The following is a 22,625-nucleotide window of genomic DNA, read 5'->3' as shown; positions in this document are numbered from 1 at the left end:
CCAAGGCCGAAGGTAATCGCTGCGCCCAGAATTCACTTCCGGCCCCGTCCGTTTATTCGACTGAAGTGAGTTATTGCTTGAATTTTCTGTCCCTCGCTGCCGATCATCTTCGACTCGGACCGATGGGTGCAACCCAGCAATCCCTAAAAATCGCCCTTTTCAAAAGCAGTTTCCGGAATCCCCTCTCAGCCGCTAGTGTCCTGAACCAAAAGTTCATGGCATTTTATGCCTTGGCGGGCAGATTGTAAGCGCAGAAGCGTTCGATTGAGCCGAGAATGTCGTCAGCTGATTTGGTCCATCGGAACGGCATTGGGTCAGCGTTGTGATGGTCGATGAAGGAGGCAATCTCGGCCCGTAGCGCCGCCACACTGCGATAGATGCCGCGCCTAATCTTACGCTCGGTGATGAGTGCAAAGAAGCGTTCGACCTGATTGAGCCAGGATGAGCTGGTTGGCGTCAGGTGGACGTGCCAGCGCGGCCTCTTTGCCAGCCAGTTGCGGATCAACGGCGTCTTGTGGGTTGCGTAATTGTCCATGACGAGGTGGACGTCCAGATCGTCTGGAACCGCAGCTTCGATCTCATCGAGAAACTTGCGGAACTCTTTGGCACGATGGCGTCCATAGCATTTGCCAATGACCCGGCCGGTTGCGACGTCGAGGGCGGCAAACAGCGAGGTGACGCCATGGCGTTTGTAGTCGTGACTACGGCGCGCCGGCTGGCCAGGTCGCATGGGCAGCATGGGCTGGCTGCGATCCAGCGCCTGGATTTGCGACTTCTCATCGACACACAGTACGATGGCGCGCTCGGGCGGAGCTACGTAAAGGCCGACGATGTCGCGAACCTTGGCGACGAAGTCGGGGTCGGTTGAGAGCTTGAAGGTCTCCAACCGATGCGGCTGCAAGCCGAAAGCGCGCCATATACGCTGTACTGTTGAGACTGACAGCCCGCTGGCCCGCGCCATGCTGCGCGAACTCCAGTGGGTGGCCCCGGGAGGCTGAGTCTCAAGGGTGCGAACGATCACCGCCTCGATCCGGGCATCCTCAATCGTGCGTGGCGTCCCCGATCGCGGCTCGTCCCAAAGACCTTCAAGCCGATGCTCGGAGAACCGCCGCCGCCATTTGCCGACCGTGTCGGGATCGACAGCCAAACGGGCCGCCACGACCTTGCTCTGCTCGCCCTCAGCACAGGCCACGACGATCCGAGCCCGCAGTGCCAACGCCTGAGCAGTGCTTCGACGCGACGCCAACGATGTCAACTCAGCACGTTCCACCTCATCAAGCTCCAGCGGAGCAAAGCGCCGACCCATCGCCAATCCTCCCCAAATCAGGAGAGTCCGCTATCATCGAGTCGATTTGGAGTCCGCCGAACTTTTGATTCAGGACACTAGTACCTCTCCGGGTTGGATTGCCGCCACTGTGTGACCGCCAGCGGCTTGGTTGCGTCGGCCGGCGCGGTCGATTGCCTACTGCGCTCTTCCTCGAGCCGCTGCGAATGAAGCTTTTGGACCTGCACATTTCGCTCGATCAGGGACATTGTCCTTGCCTAGACCTGCCCAGCCAACGCCTTGCGCACCAGCGCCAGCAGTGACAACGGTTGGTTCCGCTCAACGGACGCGGCGATAACCGAGGCCGAAAGGGCTCTGGCGCAGTCACAGGGCGTCCACGCGCATAAGGAGTGATCTGCTTTGGCACGGGAGGACCCGCAAAAATTACGGATTTGACTCCTTCAGCCGCCTGAAAACCGCCGCGGTGGCGGACAAGTTCGGCCTGCGGCCATGGCGCGCGCAGCCTGGTAGATGTCCGCCGCCGTGCTGCGGTCGGACTACCGCCACAAACCTAAATGACTATTTCTTGAGACCTTTGGTGGGGCGTAGTAGAATCTGTGTATTGGCAAAGTCGTTTTGAAAAATTGGATAACCGCATCGAATAGGCGTCTTTTACATGCGCCGCGTGATCGACACCGCTCCAAAGGATGGGACATTCGTCATTCTCGAGGATGACGTAAGCGGACGCTTTGAATCAGCTCAGTGGTCGGCTGATGGCCGTGGCTGGATCCAGGAAAATGGCGAGCCAAGCGAGATCACGCCGACGCATTGGCAAACAATGCATCTTCCAAAGGAAGGTGATGAATTTATCCTGCAAGATGAATTTATTCCGCCAAAGGAAACTGGATCGATCGCCCCCCCGGCGTCGCCGGGGCCGCGCTCTTTTTGTTTCCCCTCGGGCCTGGCCGAACGCGCGAGGGTGGCGGAATTAACTCGTCTGGTTACGAACGCGGACCCGGTCAATGGCGTCCTGGCTGAAGCGCGGGCCGCGCAGAGCAAACAGGAGCGCGGACCGACCGCGCGGCGCGCCATCGCCTCGATCGCCGCGGTGATGGTCGGGACGTCGCTCATCGGCTGGTATTTCCACGCCGAGCTCGGCTCCTATGTGACGCGATACATTGGTGAGGAGGATAACATCAGGCCGGGCACAGCTGGTTTGGAGGCCGTCAAGCAAGAGACAGTCCCAAGCCAGGACCTGCAGAAAGCCGATTCATCGGCGCGGGATCCGGCTCTTCGTCAGCAAGCCGGCCGGGCGATCGCACCGCCACCGCGGGATACTGCACGGGGCAAACAAGCTGCGGAGGCAATGCAGCCGGAAGTGCAACAGTCATCTGAAAAGGAGCGGCGCCGCACAGAGGCCCTGGCAAATGAACTGGCGAGGGCGCAGCAGGTCATTGAGATGCAGATAGCGCAGGCGAACAAGGCGCGCGATCAGGCGACGCTGCTCGGTCAAGCCGCGGAAAGCGGGATAGCGGAGCTGCGACAGTCTCTGCAGAAGGAACACGACAGGGTCGAGGCGCTGGCGGGCGAACTTGCGAAGGCGCGACGGGATCTCGCGACCCAGCTGGCGCTGTCAAGCAAGGCCAGCGACGAGGCGTCGCAGGCGAAGAACGCCGCCGAGACCGCGACGGCGGAGCTGCGACAGTCTTTGAAGACGGAGCACGACAGGGCCGAGACGCTGACTGGCGAGCTTGCGAGAGCGCGGCGAGACCTCGAGACCCAGCTGGCGCTGTCAACCAAGGCCGGCGACGCGGCGATGCACGCGAAGAAGGCCACTGAGAGCGCGAGGGCAGAGCTGCGGCAGTCTCTGAGGAAGGAGCGCGACAGGGCCGAGGCGCCGGCATTGGGCCGCGAAGCCAGGCCGACTCATGCCGCTGAGGCAGCTCCGACAGAGCCCGCAGCCGTCGCTGAGGCGCAAGGCGGTCCGGAAGCGGCTAGATTGCTGGCGCGCGCCAGCACCCTGCTCGGCCAGGGGGATATCAGTGGAGCGCGTATCGTACTCGAACACGCTGTCGAGACGGGTAGCGCACGGGCGAGCTTCATGCTCGCGGAGACTTATGATCCTCTCGTTCTTTCCACGTGGAAGACCTACGGAACACGCGGCGATGTGACGAAGGCACGCGAGCTATACGCAAAGGCGCTTGCCGGTGGCATCCAGCAGGCCAAGGATCGATCTGTCGCGTTGCAATAGTCTAATTTGACAACGACGATGGTCGATACTGCCCAAACGCTCGGTTCCAAGAAGAGCGGCCTTGGCGGACTTCGTGTCGCCTCAAGAGCAGTTGCCGAATCCCGTCCGAGCCGGCCGCAACTCTCCGGGTTCGATTGTCCCCACTACACGACCGGCAGCGGCGGCTTGCCCGCATCGGCCGGCGCGGCCGATTGCCTGCTGCGCTCTTCGTCGAGAAGCTGCGAATGAAGCTTCTGGATCCTGTTCACGCTACAGTGCCTGGATCGACGACCGTGGGACATCATGAAGGTCCGAACGCGCCGACGTGGTCTCCCAACAGATTGGCAGACAGTATAACCATTTACCGAGCCGACAACGCGTAAACGCTGTCCCGATGCGAGCAAAGGCTTACGCCTCTCGCAAGCGACGTGTGCGAAAGCTGACGACTTGCGACTTCCCTTTGATTTGTTTAGGATTTTTTCGTTTTGATTGAGACCATTCGATAAGGGCTTGCCGATGCCGATCACCCCAGCGCCCAGGTTCGTCGTCGACTTCAAACCAAAGCACGAAGTCAAGGTCGCCCCTGACGATCGTTCGTTTTTATTTCCCGCGGAAAAATCCATCAACCAACTGGTCCTTTTGTCAGACGGCAAATGATCTTCGTTGAAGCGATTTATCCCTTTAATCAATCCCATACCCCTCCCCGGCTGATTGCGCTCGATCTTGAAGACGCCAGAGAATTCGGTCGGCGGTTGATCGAGGCCGTTCACTGCGCGCGTACCCAGATTGTCGCGACTATCGGCATCGCATAACATCGTCGCCAACGGATATCATTTTCAATTCGGCAACATGAATAATGCGACTGAATTGTTCCTGCGTGCCAATTTTATCTGGCGGGTTTGCCAAGGCCTGCTACGGATTGCCGATCTCATCGCACCCGTCGAGGCGAAGTGATGGGAGAAGGTCTCGACCGCAGCAGGTTTTGCGAATGCGTCTGAACGAGCTTGCCGGGAGTCCAGTTGTCTGACCTTTCAAATGCGTTGGTACCGCGCAGAGAATGGCTGCTCGATCCCGATATGTCATTCCTCAATCATGGCTCGTACGGTGCCGTGCCTCGCATCGTGTTGGACGAGCAGCGCCGCTTGCAGGATCGAATGGAGCGCGATCCGACCAGGTTCCTCGCGCTCGAATTGTCGCAGGCGCTACGGACTGGCGCCGACCGTCTTGCGATGTTTGTCGAGGCGACCGGCTCTGATCTCATCTTCATCGAGAACGCGACAGCCGGCTGCAACATGGTATTAAGTTCGATCAGGCTGTCGCCGGGCGATGAAATTCTGCTGACAGATCACGGTTATCCAGCGATCCGAAAGGCCGCCGAATATCACGCTTCACGCGCCGGTGCGGTCGTCCTGGAGGCCGCGGTGCCATTTCCCATCAGTGACCCGGTTGAGATCGTCAACGCGGTCGCCGCGCGATCAGTCCCCGCACCCGGCTGGTCATTCTTGACCACGTCAGTTCGCCGACGGCCACCGTTTTTCCGGTTCGCGAACTCACCGCGCTATGTCGTGAAGCGGGCGCAAAGGTCCTGATCGACGGTGCACACGCCCCGGGGATGCTGTCGCTCGATATTCCCTCAATTGGAGCCGATTGGTACGTCGGCAATTGCCACAAATGGCTAATGGCCCCGAAGGGAAGCGGATTTCTGTGGGCCTCACCAGCTAACCAGGCCGAAACCCATCCGCTGGTGATTTCCCACGGCTACGGCCAAGGTCTTGCGGCGGAATTCGATTGGACCGGGACGCGTGACCCTACGGCATGGCTCACGATGCCGGCAGCTATCGACTACCATTTGCGCATCGGCGGCCAACTGCTACGCGAACGAAATATCCAGCTCGCGCGGCAAGCCGCGAACTTGCTTGCAAAGCATTGGAACACCGAACGCGGTTCAGACGATGCCTTAACCGGATCAATGTCCACTGTGCGTCTTCCGCTCGCCGGGGAGGCGACCGACGGGCGGGCTCTCGTGATCCGTGGCGCTTTGCGTGAGAAACGTAAGCGCGAATTTCCCCGCACCTTTTGGTTTTGAGTGCTCTGATGCATGAGGTGTCCACTTAAATAGGTGGACACCTCATGATGAGCGACGATGGTCAGAAACTGCGTGTCAGGCTTGTTGGTCGGAACGGTCGCCGGCGCTTTGAGACGACATCGAAGGAGCGTCTTGTGGCGGCCTGCCTTGAGCCTGGCGTTTCGGTCTCGAGACTTGCACTCGAACATGGGGTCAACGCGAACCTGCTTCGGAAGTGGATCAAGAAGGACGCCGCGGCCAGGTCGGCGCCGTCGTCGTCACCCTCGGCGTTCATCCCGGTTCACCTTGAGGGGGCCGCCGAGCGGGGTTTGTCGCGGCAAGGCAGTGTGGAGGCGGTGGATTTGCCGGCGACCTGCGATGAAGTGGGTGGGTCGGAATCCAAGGGGTCTCCAGCTTTTTGTTCTCCGGCCAAAGTGAGCGCGTCGCTGCCGAATGGCGTGAAGCTCGCGCTGGAATGCGGGGATGTGGATGCATTGACGGCGATCATTGGAGCCCTGGGCCATGTTCAGACTGGGCGGTGACCTGCAGGTCTATCTGCACCGTGAGCCGATCGACTTCCGAGCTGGCATCAACAGCCTTGCGGTTCTGGTTCAGGAGACGATGGCGCTCGATCCGTTTGTGCCGGCGGTTTTTGCGTTCTGCAATCGCCGTTGCGACCGGATGAAGTTGCTGTTCTTCGACCGGTCCGGCTTTGTGCTGGTCCTGAAGCGGCTGACCGAGGACAAGTTCCGATGGCCGCGCCGCCAGGAGGCGGTCGTCCGGCTTACGACCGAGCAGTTGCACTGGATCCTCGACGGCATCGATATCGATGCGATGGTCCGTCATCCGGTGCGGCAATATCAGGTTGCCGGCTGAGCTCTTGAGTTGAGCGGTTGACGCGTCGGAACGGTTCAGATTCAAGAATCCGATGAATCGAACCGGCAATCCGAGTGTCGAGGTGCTGTTGGCGCGCATTGCCGCGCTGGAGGCGGAGAATCGTCAGCTCACGGAGCGCGTCGTCAAGCTGGAGGAAGAACTGGCGCTGGCACGCCTGCATCGTTTTGCGCCGCGCAGCGAAAAGCACGTCGACCGTCTCTTCAATGAAGCCGAGCAGGCCGCCGATGAGGATGACGCCGGCAGCGAAACGAACGATACCGCCGAACTTCCGGACACGGGTCTGCCATCGGTCGAAAGCACGACGGGAAAGAAGCGCGGCCGCAGGCCGCTGCCGGCAAACCTGCCGCGCGAGCGCGTCGAGTATGACCTGCCCGACGATCAGAAGGCGTGTCCTTGCTGCCGTGGCCAGATGCATCGCATGGGCGAGGCTGTCACCGAGCAACTTCATATCGAGGTGAAGGCGAAGGTTTTACAGAATGTGCGCTTCAAATATGCCTGCCGCCATTGCGATCGCACCGGGATCAACGCCCCTGTCGTGACCGCGCCGATGCCGACGCAGCCGTTGCCGGGCAGCGTTGCCACGGCCTCGACGCTGGCGTTCGCGCTGGTTCACAAATATGTCGACGGCACGCCGCTCTACCGCTTGGCGCAGGCCTTCGAACGCGCAGGCGTTCCTGTCAGCCGCGGCGCTTTGGGCCACTGGGTGATCGGCTCGAGCGAGAAGCATCTGCATCGCATTTATGACGCCCTGAAGCTGCGGCTCAGATCGCAGCCTCTCATCCATGGCGACGAGACGACGGTTCAGGTCCTCAAGGAGAAGGACAAAGCGGCCACCAGCACATCGTACATGTGGGCGTATCGCAGCGGCAAGGATAGTCACGAGCCGATCGTTCTTCTGGATTATCAGCCGGGCCGCGGCCAAATCCACCCGCAGGTCTTCCTCGGCGATTACCGTGGCATCGTGATGAGTGACGGCTATAGCGCATGGCGCACGCTGGAAGGGGCCACCCACATTGGATGCATGGCCCACTCCCGGCGGCGTTTTGTCGACGCCCTCAAAGCGAGAAAGAAGGGCGGCGGGCCGCCCGAGCAGGCGCTGCGGTTCTTCGAGCAGCTCTACCGGGTTGAAAGGCAGGCGCGGGACGAGAAACCGGACAGAGACGAAACGCCGGATCAATGCATCCGTCGCTTCCGCCAGCAACACAGCATTCCTGTCCTGAACGCCCTCAAGGAATGGCTCGATCAAATCGCCCCGAAGGTCCTGCCGGACAGCAAGCTTGGCGACGCCGTATCTTACACCCGGAACCAATGGGACTATCTGACGCGTTACACCGAAGATGGCAGGATGCCGATCGACAACAATCTTCTGGAGCGCGACATCAGGGTTTTTGCCACCGGCCGAAAAAGCTGGCTGTTCAGCGACACCGTCGACGGAGCCAGGGCCAGCGCCGTCGTCTACAGCCTAATGCTGACCTGCCGCGCCTCACGTGTCGAGCCGTTAACATGGCTGCGCCATGTGCTCACCGAGTTGCCTCAGCGCGTGGACAACGCCGATATCGCTGACCTGTTGCCCTTCAACTTCCCCAAAGCGGCCACTGCCTGAACGGCTCAGCATCGCCCCGATACGAAGGCCATCCGTCAAATCGCGGCCGACAACGTGCGCGGAAAATCGCGCTTACTGAGAAACACCGAATCGATGCTGCGGTCATCCCATTTAGGGGCTCACTCTGGGTACGCCTATCGGCGCAGGCCTATAATCAATTCAACGAATATGAGCGCCTCGCAGAAGCGTTCCGCGGGTAACGAGGAGCGTCGGGGCCAGTGCCGTCCGTCATGGGCTTACCGCCGCGACCGTGACCGTGCGCTCATGGCACTCATCGCTGTCCGGTTCAGACGCGATCAGCCGTCACTTCTGCCGGAACGCATGGTTGAATGACATAATGAGCGGCCCGACGATATAATCAAATGCAGTTCGCTGAACCGTCGGAATCATCACCGTTGCAGGCATTCCCGGGTAAAGATGAATGTTGGGCAGGGCCGCCAGCTCGTTCTGGTCGATCCGAACAAACGCCGTGTAATACGGATTGTTGGTTTTGGGATCCGTCAAGCGGTCCGCCGAAACCTGAATGACGTCGCCATGGATGATCGGGACGATCCGCTGCTTGTAGGCGGTTAGGTGAACTTCCGCACGCGTGTTCGGATGCACGTCGCTGATATCCTCGACTGCCACCTGCGCCTCGATGGTCAGCGAATCCTCGTCGGGCACGATGTCCAGGATTTTGTCACCGCGCTGGATCACGCCGCCCACCGAAAACACGCTGAGCCCAACCACGCGTCCGGTATAGGGAGCACGAATTTCCATCCGGCCCAGTACAGCCTTGGCATTCGTCGCCTTCGGGATGACCTCCAGGAGCTTGGCTTGCGTATCGCGCAAATCCTTCGTGACGTCGGTCATCCGATCGTTGTCGAACTGGGCGATCTGCTGCTCCTGCTCGGCGATCGCCTGTCGCGCCTTGGCAATGCTGGCGTTTGCATCGGCAATCTGGCCTTCGAGGCCGTACGCCGTCCGCTCCAACTGCAGGATGCGGGGACGGGCGATCAGTCCTCGCTCAACGAGTGGAGCGATATCCTTGGCCTCCTTGCGCACAGAGTCGATCTGATTGGTGAACGATTTCACCTGCGCTTCCCCGCCAACGATCTGGGACCCCAGCTGGTTGATCTTCTCACGGACGACGCTCCTTTGTCCTTCGAGCGACGCCCGGCGGCTGTCAAACTGACTGAGCTGCCCGTTCCAGACGCTTTTGAAATAGGGATCGTCAGAGCGCGCCTTCAGATCTGGCGGCATGACAAGCTGGAAGCCATGGTCAAGCTCGGTCAGCAGCCGGACTTCCGTTGCGCGCAGCACGGCATATTGCTGCGTCAGCACCTCATGTTCGGCGCGAGCTTGGGTCTCGTCCAGGACGATCAGCAGATCGCCTGCGAGCACCCGGTCGCCTTCCCTGACGTGCAATTCCTTGACGATGCCGCCATCGAGGTGCTGAAGGCTCTTGCGGTTGCCATCGACCTTGACGACCGCATTGGCGACAACGGCCCCATTGAGGGGAGCCGTCACCGCCCAGGTGCCGATCCCGCCGAAGAAGACGGCGATGATCAGCCACCCCGTGATGGCGATATTGCGAATGGAATCGTTCGGCGCGCCATCCTTGTTCGTGCGCTTTGTGCCGCGCGGTGCGGCTCCAGGGCGCATCGACAGATTTGCAACATCAAGCAACGCCATGATCTCTCCTAGCCAGCCGCTTCCCGAACTGCCGGTACGGGCACAGGTCGCGTCAGGCGCGAGAGGATTTCGCTGCGTGGTCCGAACATCTCGGCCACGCCCTCGCGCAACACCAATATCTTGTCGACGACGCCGATGGTGGCAGGCCGATGCGAAATGATCACCACGGTTGTTCCACGCCTCTTCAATTCGCTAATGCAGTCGGCCAACGCTGAGTCGCCTTCGGAGTCGAGATTCGAACTTGGCTCATCGAGCACAACGAGGCTCGGGTTGCCGTAAGCCGCGCGCGCCAGCGCGATCCGCTGGCGAATGCCTCCCGACAGGATCGCGCCACCCTCCCCGACTTGAGTGTCATACCCCTCCGGCAGACGCAGGATCATGTCATGCACACCGGCCGTCCGGGCCGCCGAGATAATCTCCCTGTCCTCTTTCCGATCGAACCGGCAGATATTGGCGGCGATGCTGTCGGCAAACAGCTCGATATCCTGCGGAAGATAGCCAAGATACTGGCCGAGCGACGACCTGATCCAGGTCGAAACATCGGATCCATCGAGCCGAACGGCCCCCGCGGATGGCGCCTGAACGCCCACGATATGGCGGGCCAACGTTGATTTCCCGGCACCCGAGGGGCCGATAATTCCGAGCACTTCACCCGGGGCAATCTGGAATGTAACTCCCCGCAGAATAGGCTTCGATGTGCCAGGGGCGGCAAAGGATAGCGCTTCGACAGATATATGGCCTTCGGGTCGCGGCAGCGTCAATTCGGATTGACGCTGCGGATTCGTAGCCAACAGCTCGCGCACCCTCAAGAATGCCCCCCGGGCCGAGACGAGGCTCCGCCATGATCCAACAATCTGTTCGATCGGTTGCAACGCACGGCCAAGCAGGATGCTGGCGGCGAACATCGCGCCGGCGGTGGTGAGTCGCTCGATCACGAGATAGGCGCCAAGGCCAAGGATCAAGGATTGCATCGAAAGCCGCAGGAAGCGGATCATGCTCTGCATCATTGCTGCGCGATCGCTCGCGGCGACTTGGCGCTCGATCATCCGGTCACGATCTCGGCTCCAGCGCTTTAGAAGGCCTGCGGTCATCCCCATTGCGCGCACCACTTCGGTATTGCGCAGGCTCATCTCGGTGAAACCATAATTTCGACTTGCCGCCTCGCCGGATTCGGAGAGCGGAGGTTTGACGATCCATTCATTGAGGAGGGCCATCAGCACCAGAATGATCGAGCACCCCAGCGCAAATGCCCCCAGGAGCGGGTGCAAAGCGAAAATCACAGCGATATAGATCGGCGCCCACGGCAGATCGAAGATCGCATGAATTCCCGACCCGGTGATGAACTGGCGGAACGTGTCAAAATCGCGTAACAGCTGGCTGCGCGCGCCGCCTATTTTCGACGAATGCTCAATGATGGCGGTCATCACCCGTGGCGCGATCTTCCGATCGAGGCGGATGCTGGTGCGTGTCAACACACGCGCACGTACTGCATCGAGACCCGCGAGCGCCATGAACGCCAGCAACAGCGCCAGCGTCAGCATCAACAGTGTGATCTCGCTGGCGCTCGAGATTACGCGATCGTAAACCTGCAGCATGTACAGCGGGCCGGCCAAAAAGAGCAGGTTGATGGCCAGGCTGAATATCGCTGCAGTGACAAAATAACCTTGGCCGGCTTGGAGCGCCTGCCGGAATTCATCCGCTCTTTTACGAAGGATACTCACGCGGAACCTGGCCGGAGCCATCCCCTAAAAATGATGAGCGGCAGCCAACAGTTGGCAGCCAAAAGGTCCAAGTAAATCCAATCATCCAATCTATCCTAACTAGCATAGCCGGCAGCTGAGCCAAAGCCGCTGCCGGCGCAAAAACGGCAGGAGGGTAAACTTACGGGGTTCGGCTTCTCCCCCGATCATTTCTCTTCCCCCGTGAAGTTCACGCCCCTCAGGCGATGTGGTGCGGGTCATAGGTGATCACCGTGCCGTTCGTGGCGTCGGCCTTCTCGGCAAAGCCGGTCGGGTCGTATTGACCGAGGAGAACGATGTTGGCCGTGTGAGCGCCATCCGACACCGTCAGAGTGCCGCCGGTCCCCTCCTGGTTCTCCGTGAAGCTCAACGTGGTGCCAGCGCCGAAGCTGATGCCCCTGATGTCGATGTCGTCGTTGCCATCCAGGCCGCTCACCGTACCGGAGAAGTGGAAGGCATCATCCAGGATCAGGTGGCCGGCAGCAGTTGTGTCGAAAATGACGCCTGCCGCCGAGGCCGCCCCAAACTCGATAGTGCCGGCCCCGCTGATCAGAGCGCCGCCGTTGCCGGTAACCTCGCCCTGTGCTGTGACCGTGCCGCCATTGGCCCAGATCAGGCCGCTGTTGGCCACCGCACTAGCGAGCATCAGCCCACCCGTGCCGGTCGCTTCCAGCGTGCCAGCATTCGAAATCACGTTGGCGCCGGTATCGATCACCAGGGCATGGCTGCCGGTGGCATCGATGGTGCCCTCATTGCTCAGCGTCAAGCTGCCTTGGCCGATTTGGCCGGCACCGGAGATCACATTGTCGACGTTGTCCAGCGTGACGTTCGAGGCCGTGCCAGCGATGATGTTGTGATCATCGTCGGACAGGACCACGTGGCCGCCGCCGTTGAGCGTGATCCCGGTCTGGATGATTTGCAGCAGCGTGTCATCGCCAGAGGCCTGCAGCTCGATCGTTCCGGTATTGTGCATGATACCCGACAGCGGCAGCATCGCGCCATCGCCGATGGTCATTGGACCCGGGTTTTCGACCGTCGGTGTTACGTCGAATTCGAAGTTCGCGGCGGTGAGATCCGACGCGTGTACGTCATCGAGCGTGATCGTTTGGCCGTCGGCCAACGTGATCACAGCATTACCACTCGCATTATCGGCGGTATGAGCCTGAACGTCCGCGAAGCTCTGCCAGCCATAGCTGATCAGGTCGATGACGTCGGAGGATACCTCGAAGCTGTGTACCACGTCGTTGCCGATCGGCTGCGAGAACACGAAGGTATCGTGGCCGCTCGAGCCGGTCAGGTGATCGTCGCCGGACCACGCAAAAATTGGGGATCCTGGGGCGTACGCTTCGACATTGTCGCCGACCAGAAGTGTGCCGAAGCTGCCATCGGGATTCGCCCAGGTGGCGGAAACCGTGATAACCGCAGCTCCGACAAACTCAACGGGCGTCACAATTGTAAGCGCGCTTATGTCGGTCTCGGTTACGGCCCAGGAACCGTCACTAAGCTTGGAGCCGTTTGGTACGATCCACGCCGTCGGGAGATTTGTTATCGTCAACGATACAGCGGTGTCATTTCCTTCCGGTTGCTCCAAGCCGAGGTTGATTTGCTGACCCGAGACACCCGCGGGAGCCTTTTTCGAAATAGTCAGGGATCCACCACCTACTCCGGCATTTCCCGCAAGGTCAGTCCAATAGGGATCCGTAGCAGCCGAGGTGCCACTGTTAAAAACAGTGATTGTTGTACTATTGGAGCTGCCCTTGGTGAACGTCGCTGTCCAAGTGAGGCCGCCATCGGCGGTCTGAAGATTGCTCAAACTAGTCCCATTTGAGCTATCGTTTAGCGATATATCTCCAAGCGTCAGATTTGCAACTTTTTCGCTGAATGTAAACGTGATCGTTTCGCTGTTGCCCGCCGGCAACGAGGTGCCACCCGTAATCGATATCACCGTAGGCGGAGTAGTATCGGTCGCATTGATAGTGAGGTTCGCAGTATCAGTGGTGGTCGAAAATGCCGTAGTACCGCCATTTAACGAGGTATCCACCTTGGCCCCGTTCGAGCCGCTGGTCTGATCCCAAGCGCGGAAGGTGACGGCGTTCGTATCTGTCCCGGCAAAGCCGGCGCTTGGTTGGAAGTAGAGCCGCGTGTTGGCGTCGGCCGAGAGCAGCAGGGCCTGCGTGTTCGACACTGCGCCTACGGCCGTCCATGTTCCACCGTTGTTGGTGGAGAAGAACCAGCTGCCGTGGCTCGTATCGGTGCCAACCAGTGCGATGCCGGTCACGGCACCGGTGTCGGCGTCGGTGACGTTATCCAGACCGCCGGCCGGGGGGTTGAGATCGACCAGCGCCGATACCAGCGTCCCGACAGCGCCGACGGGCGCTCCGGCGCCCTGGTTCTCGGAAGCGAGAACCGGCGTTTTAGATGCGTCCAGGATCGGCGCATCGTTGGTGCCGGTGATGGTGACATCGATGGTCTGCGTGGCAGTGCCGTCGAACGACTTCACGGTCAGCGTGTCATGCACCTGGGTGCCGCCTGCCAGCGCCTGAACATTGGCCTGGTTATTGGCCAGCATGTAGCCCCACACCCCGCTCGTCGCATTGAACGTAAAGGTGCCGTAGGTCCCGGCGAGCGAGCCTGGCGTCTGGAAATGGTTCTGGCCGCTGTCCACGTCATTGACGGTCAGCGTGTTACCCGCCGTCAAGGTGCCGTCCTCCGTCACCGAGCCCGTCGCTGTCCCGGTGATGGTGGCGGCGTCATTGGTGCCGGTGATAGTGACATCGATGGTCTGCGTGGCGGTGCCGTCGAACGACTTCACGGTCAGCGTGTCATGCACCTGGGTGCCGCCTGCCAGCGCCTGAACATTGGCCTGGTTGTTGGCCAGCGTGTAGCCCCACACCCCGCTCGTCGCATTGAACGTAAAGGTGCCGTAGGTCCCGGCGAGCGAGCCTAGCATCTGGAAATGGTTCTCGCTGCTGTCCACGTCATTGACGGTCAGCGTGTTACCCGCCGTCAAGGTGCCGTCCTCCGTCACCGAGCCCGTCGCCGTCCCGGTGATGCTGGCGAAGTCATTGGAGCCGGTGATGTTGACGGCGATCGGCTGCGAGGCGGTGCCGTCGAACGAGGCCACGGTCAGCGTGTCGGTGACGTGCTGGCCGTCGGTCAGGTGGTCGGCCTTGCTCTGGTCGAGCGTGTAGGTCCAGGCCCCGGTGGCCGGGTCGAAGGTGAAATTGCCGTAGGTGCCGACCAGCGAGGCCGCGGTCGGGGTGGCGAAATGGTCTTCGCCGCTGTCGACGTCATGCACGGTGAGCTGACCCGAGGCGCTCGGATCATTGGTGGTGGCGTTGGCCACGCCACCGGCTTCGGTCACCGAGGTGTCCTCGGCGGCCGAGGCCGTGATGCTGGCGAAGTCGTTGGAGCCGGTGATGTTGACGACGATCGGCTGCGAGGCGGTGCCGTCGAACGAGGCCACGGTCAGCGTGTCGGTGACGTGCTGGCCGTCGGTCAGGTGGTCGGCCTTGCTCTGGTCGAGCGTGTAGGTCCAGGCCCCGGTGGCCGGGTCGAAGGTGAAATTGCCGTAGGTGCCGACCAGCGAGGCCGCGGTCGGGGTGGCGAAATGGTCTTCGCCGCTGTCGACGTCATGCACGGTGAGCTGACCCGAGGCGCTCGGATCATTGGTGGTGGCGTTGGCCACGCCACCGGCTTCGGTCACCGAGGTGTCCTCGGCGGCCGAGGCCGTGATGCTGGCGAAGTCATTGGAGCCGGTGATGTTGACGACGATCGGCTGCGAGGCGGTGCCGTCGAACGAGGCCACGGTCAGCGTGTCGGTGACGTGCTGGCCGTCGGTCAGGTGGTCGGCCTTGCTCTGGTCGAGCGTGTAGGTCCAGGCCCCGGTGGCCGGGTCGAAGGTGAAATTGCCGTAGGTGCCGACCAGCGAGGCCGCGGTCGGGGTGGCGAAATGGTCTTCGCCGCTGTCGACGTCATGCACGGTGAGCTGACCCGAGGCGCTCGGATCATTGGTGGTGGCGTTGGCCACGCCACCGGCTTCGGTCACCGAGGTGTCCTCGGCGGCCGAGGCCGTGATGCTGGCGAAGTCGTTGGAGCCGGTGATGTTGACGACGATCGGCTGCGAGGCGGTGCCGTCGAACGAGGCCACGGTCAGCGTGTCGGTGACGTGCTGGCCGTCGGTCAGGTGGTCGGCCTTGCTCTGGTCGAGCGTGTAGGTCCAGGCCCCGGTGGCCGGGTCGAAGGTGAAATTGCCGTAGGTGCCGACCAGCGAGGCCGCGGTCGGGGTGGCGAAATGGTCTTCGCCGCTGTCGACGTCATGCACGGTGAGCTGACCCGAGGCGCTCGGATCATTGGTGGTGGCGTTGGCCACGCCACCGGCTTCGGTCACCGAGGTGTCCTCGGCGGCCGAGGCCGTGATGCTGGCGAAGTCATTGGAGCCGGTGATGTTGACGACGATCGGCTGCGAGGCGGTGCCGTCGAACGAGGCCACGGTCAGCGTGTCGGTGACGTGCTGGCCGTCGGTCAGGTGGTCGGCCTTGCTCTGGTCGAGCGTGTAGGTCCAGGCCCCGGTGGCCGGGTCGAAGGTGAAATTGCCGTAGGTGCCGACCAGCGAGGCCGCGGTCGGGGTGGCGAAATGGTCTTCGCCGCTGTCGACGTCATGCACGGTGAGCTGACCCGAGGCGCTCGGATCATTGGTGGTGGCGTTGGCCACGCCACCGGCTTCGGTCACCGAGGTGTCCTCGGCGGCCGAGGCCGTGATGCTGGCGAAGTCGTTGGAGCCGGTGATGTTGACGACGATCGGCTGCGAGGCGGTGCCGTCGAACGAGGCCACGGTCAGCGTGTCGGTGACGTGCTGGCCGTCGGTCAGGTGGTCGGCCTTGCTCTGGTCGAGCGTGTAGGTCCAGGCCCCGGTGGCCGGGTCGAAGGTGAAATTGCCGTAGGTGCCGACCAGCGAGGCCGCGGTCGGGGTGGCGAAATGGTCTTCGCCGCTGTCGACGTCATGCACGGTGAGCTGACCCGAGGCGCTCGGATCATTGGTGGTGGCGTTGGCCACGCCACCGGCTTCGGTCACCGAGGTGTCCTCGGCGGCCGAGGCCGTGATGCTGGCGAAGTCATTGGAGCCGGTGATGTTGACGACGATCGGCTGCGAGGCGGTGCCGTCGAACGAGGCCACGGTCAGCGTGTCGGTGACGTGCTGGCCGTCGGTCAGGTGGTCGGCCTTGCTCTGGTCGAGCGTGTAGGTCCAGGCCCCGGTGGCCGGGTCGAAGGTGAAATTGCCGTAGGTGCCGACCAGCGAGGCCGCGGTCGGGGTGGCGAAATGGTCTTCGCCGCTGTCGACGTCATGCACGGTGAGCTGACCCGAGGCGCTCGGATCATTGGTGGTGGCGTTGGCCACGCCACCGGCTTCGGTCACCGAGGTGTCCTCGGCGGCCGAGGCCGTGATGCTGGCGAAGTCGTTGGAGCCGGTGATGTTGACGACGATCGGCTGCGAGGCGGTGCCGTCGAACGAGGCCACGGTCAGCGTGTCGGTGACGTGCTGGCCGTCGGTCAGGTGGTCGGCCTTGCTCTGGTCGAGCGTGTAGGTCCAGGCCCCGGTGGCCGGGTCGAAGGTGAAATTGCCGTAGGTGCCGACCAGCGAGGCCGCGGTCGGGGTGGCGAAATGGTCTTCGCCGCTGTCGACGTCATGCACGGTGAGCTGACCCGAGGCGCTCGGATCATTGGTGGTGGCGTTGGCCACGCCACCGGCTTCGGTCACCGAGGTGTCCTCGGCGGCCGAGGCCGTGATGCTGGCGAAGTCGTTGGAGCCGGTGATGTTGACGACGATCGGCTGCGAGGCGGTGCCGTCGAACGAGGCCACGGTCAGCGTGTCGGTGACGTGCTGGCCGTCGGTCAGGTGGTCGGCCTTGCTCTGGTCGAGCGTGTAGGTCCAGGCCCCGGTGGCCGGGTCGAAGGTGAAATTGCCGTAGGTGCCGACCAGCGAGGCCGCGGTCGGGGTGGCGAAATGGTCTTCGCCGCTGTCGACGTCATGCACGGTGAGCTGACCCGAGGCGCTCGGATCATTGGTGGTGGCGTTGGCCACGCCACCGGCTTCGGTCACCGAGGTGTCCTCGGCGGCCGAGGCCGTGATGCTGGCGAAGTCGTTGGAGCCGGTGATGTTGACGACGATCGGCTGCGAGGCGGTGCCGTCGAACGAGGCCACGGTCAGCGTGTCGGTGACGTGCTGGCCGTCGGTCAGGTGGTCGGCCTTGCTCTGGTCGAGCGTGTAGGTCCAGGCCCCGGTGGCCGGGTCGAAGGTGAAATTGCCGTAGGTGCCGACCAGCGAGGCCGCGGTCGGGGTGGCGAAATGGTCTTCGCCGCTGTCGACGTCATGCACGGTGAGCTGACCCGAGGCGCTCGGATCATTGGTGGTGGCGTTGGCCACGCCACCGGCTTCGGTCACCGAGGTGTCCTCGGCGGCCGAGGCCGTGATGCTGGCGAAGTCGTTGGAGCCGGTGATGTTGACGACGATCGGCTGCGAGGCGGTGCCGTCGAACGAGGCCACGGTCAGCGTGTCGGTGACGTGCTGGCCGTCGGTCAGGTGGTCGGCCTTGCTCTGGTCGAGCGTGTAGGTCCAGGCCCCGGTGGCCGGGTCGAAGGTGAAATTGCCGTAGGTGCCGACCAGCGAGGCCGCGGTCGGGGTGGCGAAATGGTCTTCGCCGCTGTCGACGTCATGCACGGTGAGCTGACCCGAGGCGCTCGGATCATTGGTGGTGGCGTTGGCCACGCCACCGGCTTCGGTCACCGAGGTGTCCTCGGCGGCCGAGGCCGTGATGCTGGCGAAGTCGTTGGAGCCGGTGATGTTGACGACGATCGGCTGCGAGGCGGTGCCGTCGAACGAGGCCACGGTCAGCGTGTCGGTGACGTGCTGGCCGTCGGTCAGGTGGTCGGCCTTGCTCTGGTCGAGCGTGTAGGTCCAGGCCCCGGTGGCCGGGTCGAAGGTGAAATTGCCGTAGGTGCCGACCAGCGAGGCCGCGGTCGGGGTGGCGAAATGGTCTTCGCCGCTGTCGACGTCATGCACGGTGAGCTGACCCGAGGCGCTCGGATCATTGGTGGTGGCGTTGGCCACGCCACCGGCTTCGGTCACCGAGGTGTCCTCGGCGGCCGAGGCCGTGATGCTGGCGAAGTCATTGGAGCCGGTGATGTTGACGACGATCGGCTGCGAGGCGGTGCCGTCGAACGAGGCCACGGTCAGCGTGTCGGTGACGTGCTGGCCGTCGGTCAGGTGGTCGGCCTTGCTCTGGTCGAGCGTGTAGGTCCAGGCCCCGGTGGCCGGGTCGAAGGTGAAATTGCCGTAGGTGCCGACCAGCGAGGCCGCGGTCGGGGTGGCGAAATGGTCTTCGCCGCTGTCGACGTCATGCACGGTGAGCTGACCCGAGGCGCTCGGATCATTGGTGGTGGCGTTGGCCACGCCACCGGCTTCGGTCACCGAGGTGTCCTCGGCGGCCGAGGCCGTGATGCTGGCGAAGTCGTTGGAGCCGGTGATGTTGACGACGATCGGCTGCGAGGCGGTGCCGTCGAACGAGGCCACGGTCAGCGTGTCGGTGACGTGCTGGCCGTCGGTCAGGTGGTCGGCCTTGCTCTGGTCGAGCGTGTAGGTCCAGGCCCCGGTGGCCGGGTCGAAGGTGAAATTGCCGTAGGTGCCGACCAGCGAGGCCGCGGTCGGGGTGGCGAAATGGTCTTCGCCGCTGTCGACGTCATGCACGGTGAGCTGACCCGAGGCGCTCGGATCATTGGTGGTGGCGTTGGCCACGCCACCGGCTTCGGTCACCGAGGTGTCCTCGGCGGCCGAGGCCGTGATGCTGGCGAAGTCATTGGAGCCGGTGATGTTGACGACGATCGGCTGCGAGGCGGTGCCGTCGAACGAGGCCACGGTCAGCGTGTCGGTGACGTGCTGGCCGTCGGTCAGGTGGTCGGCCTTGCTCTGGTCGAGCGTGTAGGTCCAGGCCCCGGTGGCCGGGTCGAAGGTGAAATTGCCGTAGGTGCCGACCAGCGAGGCCGCGGTCGGGGTGGCGAAATGGTCTTCGCCGCTGTCGACGTCATGCACGGTGAGCTGACCCGAGGCGCTCGGATCATTGGTGGTGGCGTTGGCCACGCCACCGGCTTCGGTCACCGAGGTGTCCTCGGCGGCCGAGGCCGTGATGCTGGCGAAGTCATTGGAGCCGGTGATGTTGACGGCGATCGGCTGCGAGGCGGTGCCGTCGAACGAGGCCACGGTCAGCGTGTCGGTGACGTGCTGGCCGTCGGTCAGGTGGTCGGCCTTGCTCTGGTCGAGCGTGTAGGTCCAGGCCCCGGTGGCCGGGTCGAAGGTGAAATTGCCGTAGGTGCCGACCAGCGAGGCCGCGGTCGGGGTGGCGAAATGGTCTTCGCCGCTGTCGACGTCATGCACGGTGAGCTGACCCGAGGCGCTCGGATCATTGGTGGTGGCGTTGGCCACGCCACCGGCTTCGGTCACCGAGGTGTCCTCGGCGGCCGAGGCCGTGATGCTGGCGAAGTCGTTGGAGCCGGTGATGTTGACGACGATCGGCTGCGAGGCGGTGCCGTCGAACGAGGCCACGGTCAGCGTGTCGGTGACGTGCTGGCCGTCGGTCAGGTGGTCGGCCTTGCTCTGGTCGAGCGTGTAGGTCCAGGCCCCGGTGGCCGGGTCGAAGGTGAAATTGCCGTAGGTGCCGACCAGCGAGGCCGCGGTCGGGGTGGCGAAATGGTCTTCGCCGCTGTCGACGTCATGCACGGTGAGCTGACCCGAGGCGCTCGGATCATTGGTGGTGGCGTTGGCCACGCCACCGGCTTCGGTCACCGAGGTGTCCTCGGCGGCCGAGGCCGTGATGCTGGCGAAGTCGTTGGAGCCGGTGATGTTGACGACGATCGGCTGCGAGGCGGTGCCGTCGAACGAGGCCACGGTCAGCGTGTCGGTGACGTGCTGGCCGTCGGTCAGGTGGTCGGCCTTGCTCTGGTCGAGCGTGTAGGTCCAGGCCCCGGTGGCCGGGTCGAAGGTGAAATTGCCGTAGGTGCCGACCAGCGAGGCCGCGGTCGGGGTGGCGAAATGGTCTTCGCCGCTGTCGACGTCATGCACGGTGAGCTGACCCGAGGCGCTCGGATCATTGGTGGTGGCGTTGGCCACGCCACCGGCTTCGGTCACCGAGGTGTCCTCGGCGGCCGAGGCCGTGATGGTCGCGTTGTCGTTGCTGCCGTGGATCGTTACCGTCAGCGTCGTGGTGGCCGTCGCCCCTGCACTATCCTTCACCGTATAGGAGAACGTATCCGTCAGCGTGTCACTGAACGTGCGCAGCGCCTCGACCGCGCCCTGGCCGTTGTTCACGGTGTAGGTATAGGAGCCGTCGGTATTGAGATGCAGGGTGCCGTGCGCACCGACCACATCGGTCCCGGCGCCAGAACTCAACGAGGCGCTGGTGGTTCCCGCCGCAACGCCCGCAACCGTCTTGGAAGCTGCACTGAAATCGAAATCGTTCGTTAGGACGTTGCCGGTCGGATTGACGCCAGCAGTGCCGTTATTAATACCGCCCGCTTCTGTCGCCGATGCTGTATCGGCAGTGGCTGCGATAGTAAGATTGCCCGAGGCATCACGTACTTCAACTTTCTCGATCGCAGAAACCTGCAAATTGAGAGTTTTGAAGGTATAGATGGTACCGTCGGCCTGTCCGGTTTGAGCACTGATGTGCGCAGGAACCCAGACGTTCTTATAATACGAAATCTCGGCCCGAATATCTGCATCGGCTAACTGCGCGGCGCTCAGCCAGATCTGGAGCGTATCGACATCCGGCGTCGCGCCCGCCTTGCCGAGCTGCACAGCACCATTTCCGCCGTCGTAGGAGTCGTAGCCCTGAAATGTTGTACCTGAGACGACCGTAGATGCGCCAACAATGCCGAGACTCGTCTGATCGGTTCCTGAATAAATAGTCCCGCCGCTGATTTGCTGGTTGGTGGCGGTGAAGCCGGTCGATCCCAAGATGTACTGATTTTCATAGGCCTTATATATCAGGGTATCGGATCCTGATCCGCCCAAAACGGTATCAAAGCCGCTGCCGCCGTTAAGGGTGTCATCTCCGGAACCACCGTTGAGACGATCATTGCCTGCACCTCCGTACAGCGTGTCGTTGCCAGAGCCCCCGACCAGATTGTCGTTGGTGGCTCCCGTCATGATAATGGTGGTGTCGCCGCTGGCGCTTGCCATTAGAGATGCTCCAATATTCTTTTCTACAATTCGCGCGTAATTACAGATTCAGCTATTTGATCAACGAATGCCGGACTAACTGGCTTGAATTCCGGAATGACGGCGTGATGGACTGACGAGTGAAACAGCGCCTTCGCTTGGCCAGAACGGCCAGTGGATCGTGCGCGGCGCTCAGCGGCGGCGCTTTCGAAAGTGCATCAATTGATCCCACGGGGCCTGGAGCCAGCCGATCAATCAGTGCCGGCGAATCGCCAGCCGGGATAAGTAAGTGCTCGATCGAAAGATCGGCTGACAATGAGGCGGATGAAATTGAAATTCGGTGGAGGCCCGATCCAGCTTCGGACCAGTTGATGAGTGGTTCGGCCTTTCGGATGAAACTAGTGCGACGCAATACACACTCCTCAAAACTCTGCCGACGCAGAGCAGGTGTGATCGCACCCGAAAATCAATTCACAACAACACGCGCACGATGCCCATCGGCAATATTCGTGGGACGCGCGGCGAAGCCGCGCATGTGCTATTAAACCGCCTACCGTGAAAAGACTCCGACCGCCACTAGCCTGCCCGTTTTCGCGTGCGGTCCTGCACTCCGCACGCTCGCAATTTTTTCTTGTCTTCAATATTTCAGTTTCGAGAGGCTTCGCCGCGTGATCCGCAAGACTGCGGGCGACCAAATCTCTAAACCTAATTGAATGCAATTTGCCGCAAATTTGCGCAGCCGTCTAGAGCCGTGCGATTTGCTCTACCTTAACGATTAACGCCGTGCCGCCATCGAGTTCCCTCCTGTCTTCAACAATGCCCCGTTGATTTACGGGCCGCCCCAAACGTCGTATCCGGGCGCAACCGGTTTGGGCGCCGCGGGCTCCGACGCAGTGCTTATCGCTTGGGACGAACCGTGGATCATGGGACGAATATGAAGGTG

General features: G+C 62.2%; 11 protein-coding genes. 6 read left to right on the top strand and 5 right to left on the bottom strand.

The window, feature by feature from the left end:
• Positions 1-223 precede the first annotated feature (223 nt).
• The gene (locus tag ACVMDN_RS11600; protein WP_456814252.1) at positions 224-1,306 is read right to left on the bottom strand and encodes an IS630 family transposase; all 1,083 of its coding nucleotides are present in this window, start codon (positions 1,304-1,306) and stop codon (positions 224-226) included.
• 634 nt (positions 1,307-1,940) lie between these two features.
• On the opposite strand from ACVMDN_RS11600, the gene ACVMDN_RS11595 reads away from it, so the two are divergent.
• Positions 1,941-3,515, top strand: coding sequence for a hypothetical protein (locus ACVMDN_RS11595; protein ID WP_456814251.1), 1,575 nt, complete (start codon positions 1,941-1,943; stop codon positions 3,513-3,515).
• 143 nt (positions 3,516-3,658) lie between these two features.
• On the opposite strand, the gene ACVMDN_RS11590 is transcribed toward ACVMDN_RS11595, so the two are convergent.
• Positions 3,659-4,318 carry a hypothetical protein gene (locus ACVMDN_RS11590; RefSeq protein WP_456814250.1) on the bottom strand — a complete coding sequence of 220 codons (660 nt, stop codon included), beginning with the start codon at positions 4,316-4,318 and terminating at the stop codon, positions 3,659-3,661.
• A 195-nt stretch (positions 4,319-4,513) separates the two neighbouring features.
• Between ACVMDN_RS11590 and ACVMDN_RS11585 the strand changes: the two genes are divergently transcribed.
• Genes ACVMDN_RS11585 through tnpC form a run of 5 tightly spaced genes read left to right on the top strand, consistent with a single transcriptional unit; the run spans position 4,514 to position 8,059 of the window.
• Positions 4,514-5,083, top strand: coding sequence for an aminotransferase class V-fold PLP-dependent enzyme (locus tag ACVMDN_RS11585; protein ID WP_456814249.1), 570 nt, complete (start codon positions 4,514-4,516; stop codon positions 5,081-5,083).
• Positions 4,969-5,580, top strand: a complete 612-nt coding sequence (locus ACVMDN_RS11580) for an aminotransferase class V-fold PLP-dependent enzyme (protein WP_456843689.1) — start codon at positions 4,969-4,971, stop codon at positions 5,578-5,580. The genes ACVMDN_RS11585 and ACVMDN_RS11580 overlap by 115 nt, the downstream gene beginning before the upstream one ends.
• Before the next feature lie 47 nt (positions 5,581-5,627).
• Complete coding sequence (tnpA, locus tag ACVMDN_RS11575) at positions 5,628-6,101, top strand: IS66-like element accessory protein TnpA (protein ID WP_253610664.1); 474 nt, start codon at positions 5,628-5,630, stop codon at positions 6,099-6,101.
• Positions 6,082-6,435, top strand: coding sequence for an IS66 family insertion sequence element accessory protein TnpB (tnpB, locus tag ACVMDN_RS11570; RefSeq protein WP_076834308.1), 354 nt, complete (start codon positions 6,082-6,084; stop codon positions 6,433-6,435). Before tnpA ends, tnpB begins: the two co-directional genes overlap by 20 nt.
• Positions 6,436-6,487: 52 nt before the next feature.
• Positions 6,488-8,059, top strand: a complete 1,572-nt coding sequence (gene tnpC / locus ACVMDN_RS11565) for an IS66 family transposase (protein WP_141343446.1) — start codon at positions 6,488-6,490, stop codon at positions 8,057-8,059.
• A gap of 303 nt (positions 8,060-8,362) precedes the next feature.
• On the opposite strand, the gene ACVMDN_RS11560 is transcribed toward tnpC, so the two are convergent.
• From ACVMDN_RS11560 to ACVMDN_RS11550, 3 genes are all read right to left on the bottom strand, one after another.
• A complete protein-coding gene (locus ACVMDN_RS11560) occupies positions 8,363-9,733 on the bottom strand; it encodes an HlyD family type I secretion periplasmic adaptor subunit (RefSeq protein WP_456814248.1) in 1,371 nt (456 codons plus the stop codon).
• Positions 9,734-9,741: 8 nt separating this feature from the next.
• Positions 9,742-11,475: a type I secretion system permease/ATPase gene (locus ACVMDN_RS11555; RefSeq protein ID WP_456814247.1), complete on the bottom strand. Its 1,734-nt coding sequence runs from the start codon at positions 11,473-11,475 to the stop codon at positions 9,742-9,744.
• A gap of 196 nt (positions 11,476-11,671) precedes the next feature.
• On the bottom strand, positions 11,672-21,703 hold the full coding sequence (locus ACVMDN_RS11550) for a beta strand repeat-containing protein (RefSeq protein WP_456835205.1): 10,032 nt from the start codon (positions 21,701-21,703) through the stop codon (positions 11,672-11,674).
• Positions 21,704-22,625 lie beyond the last annotated feature (922 nt).

It is taken from the genome of Bradyrhizobium sp. USDA 4510 (genome assembly GCF_054059095.1).
This window is presented reverse-complemented; position numbering and strand designations above follow the sequence as displayed.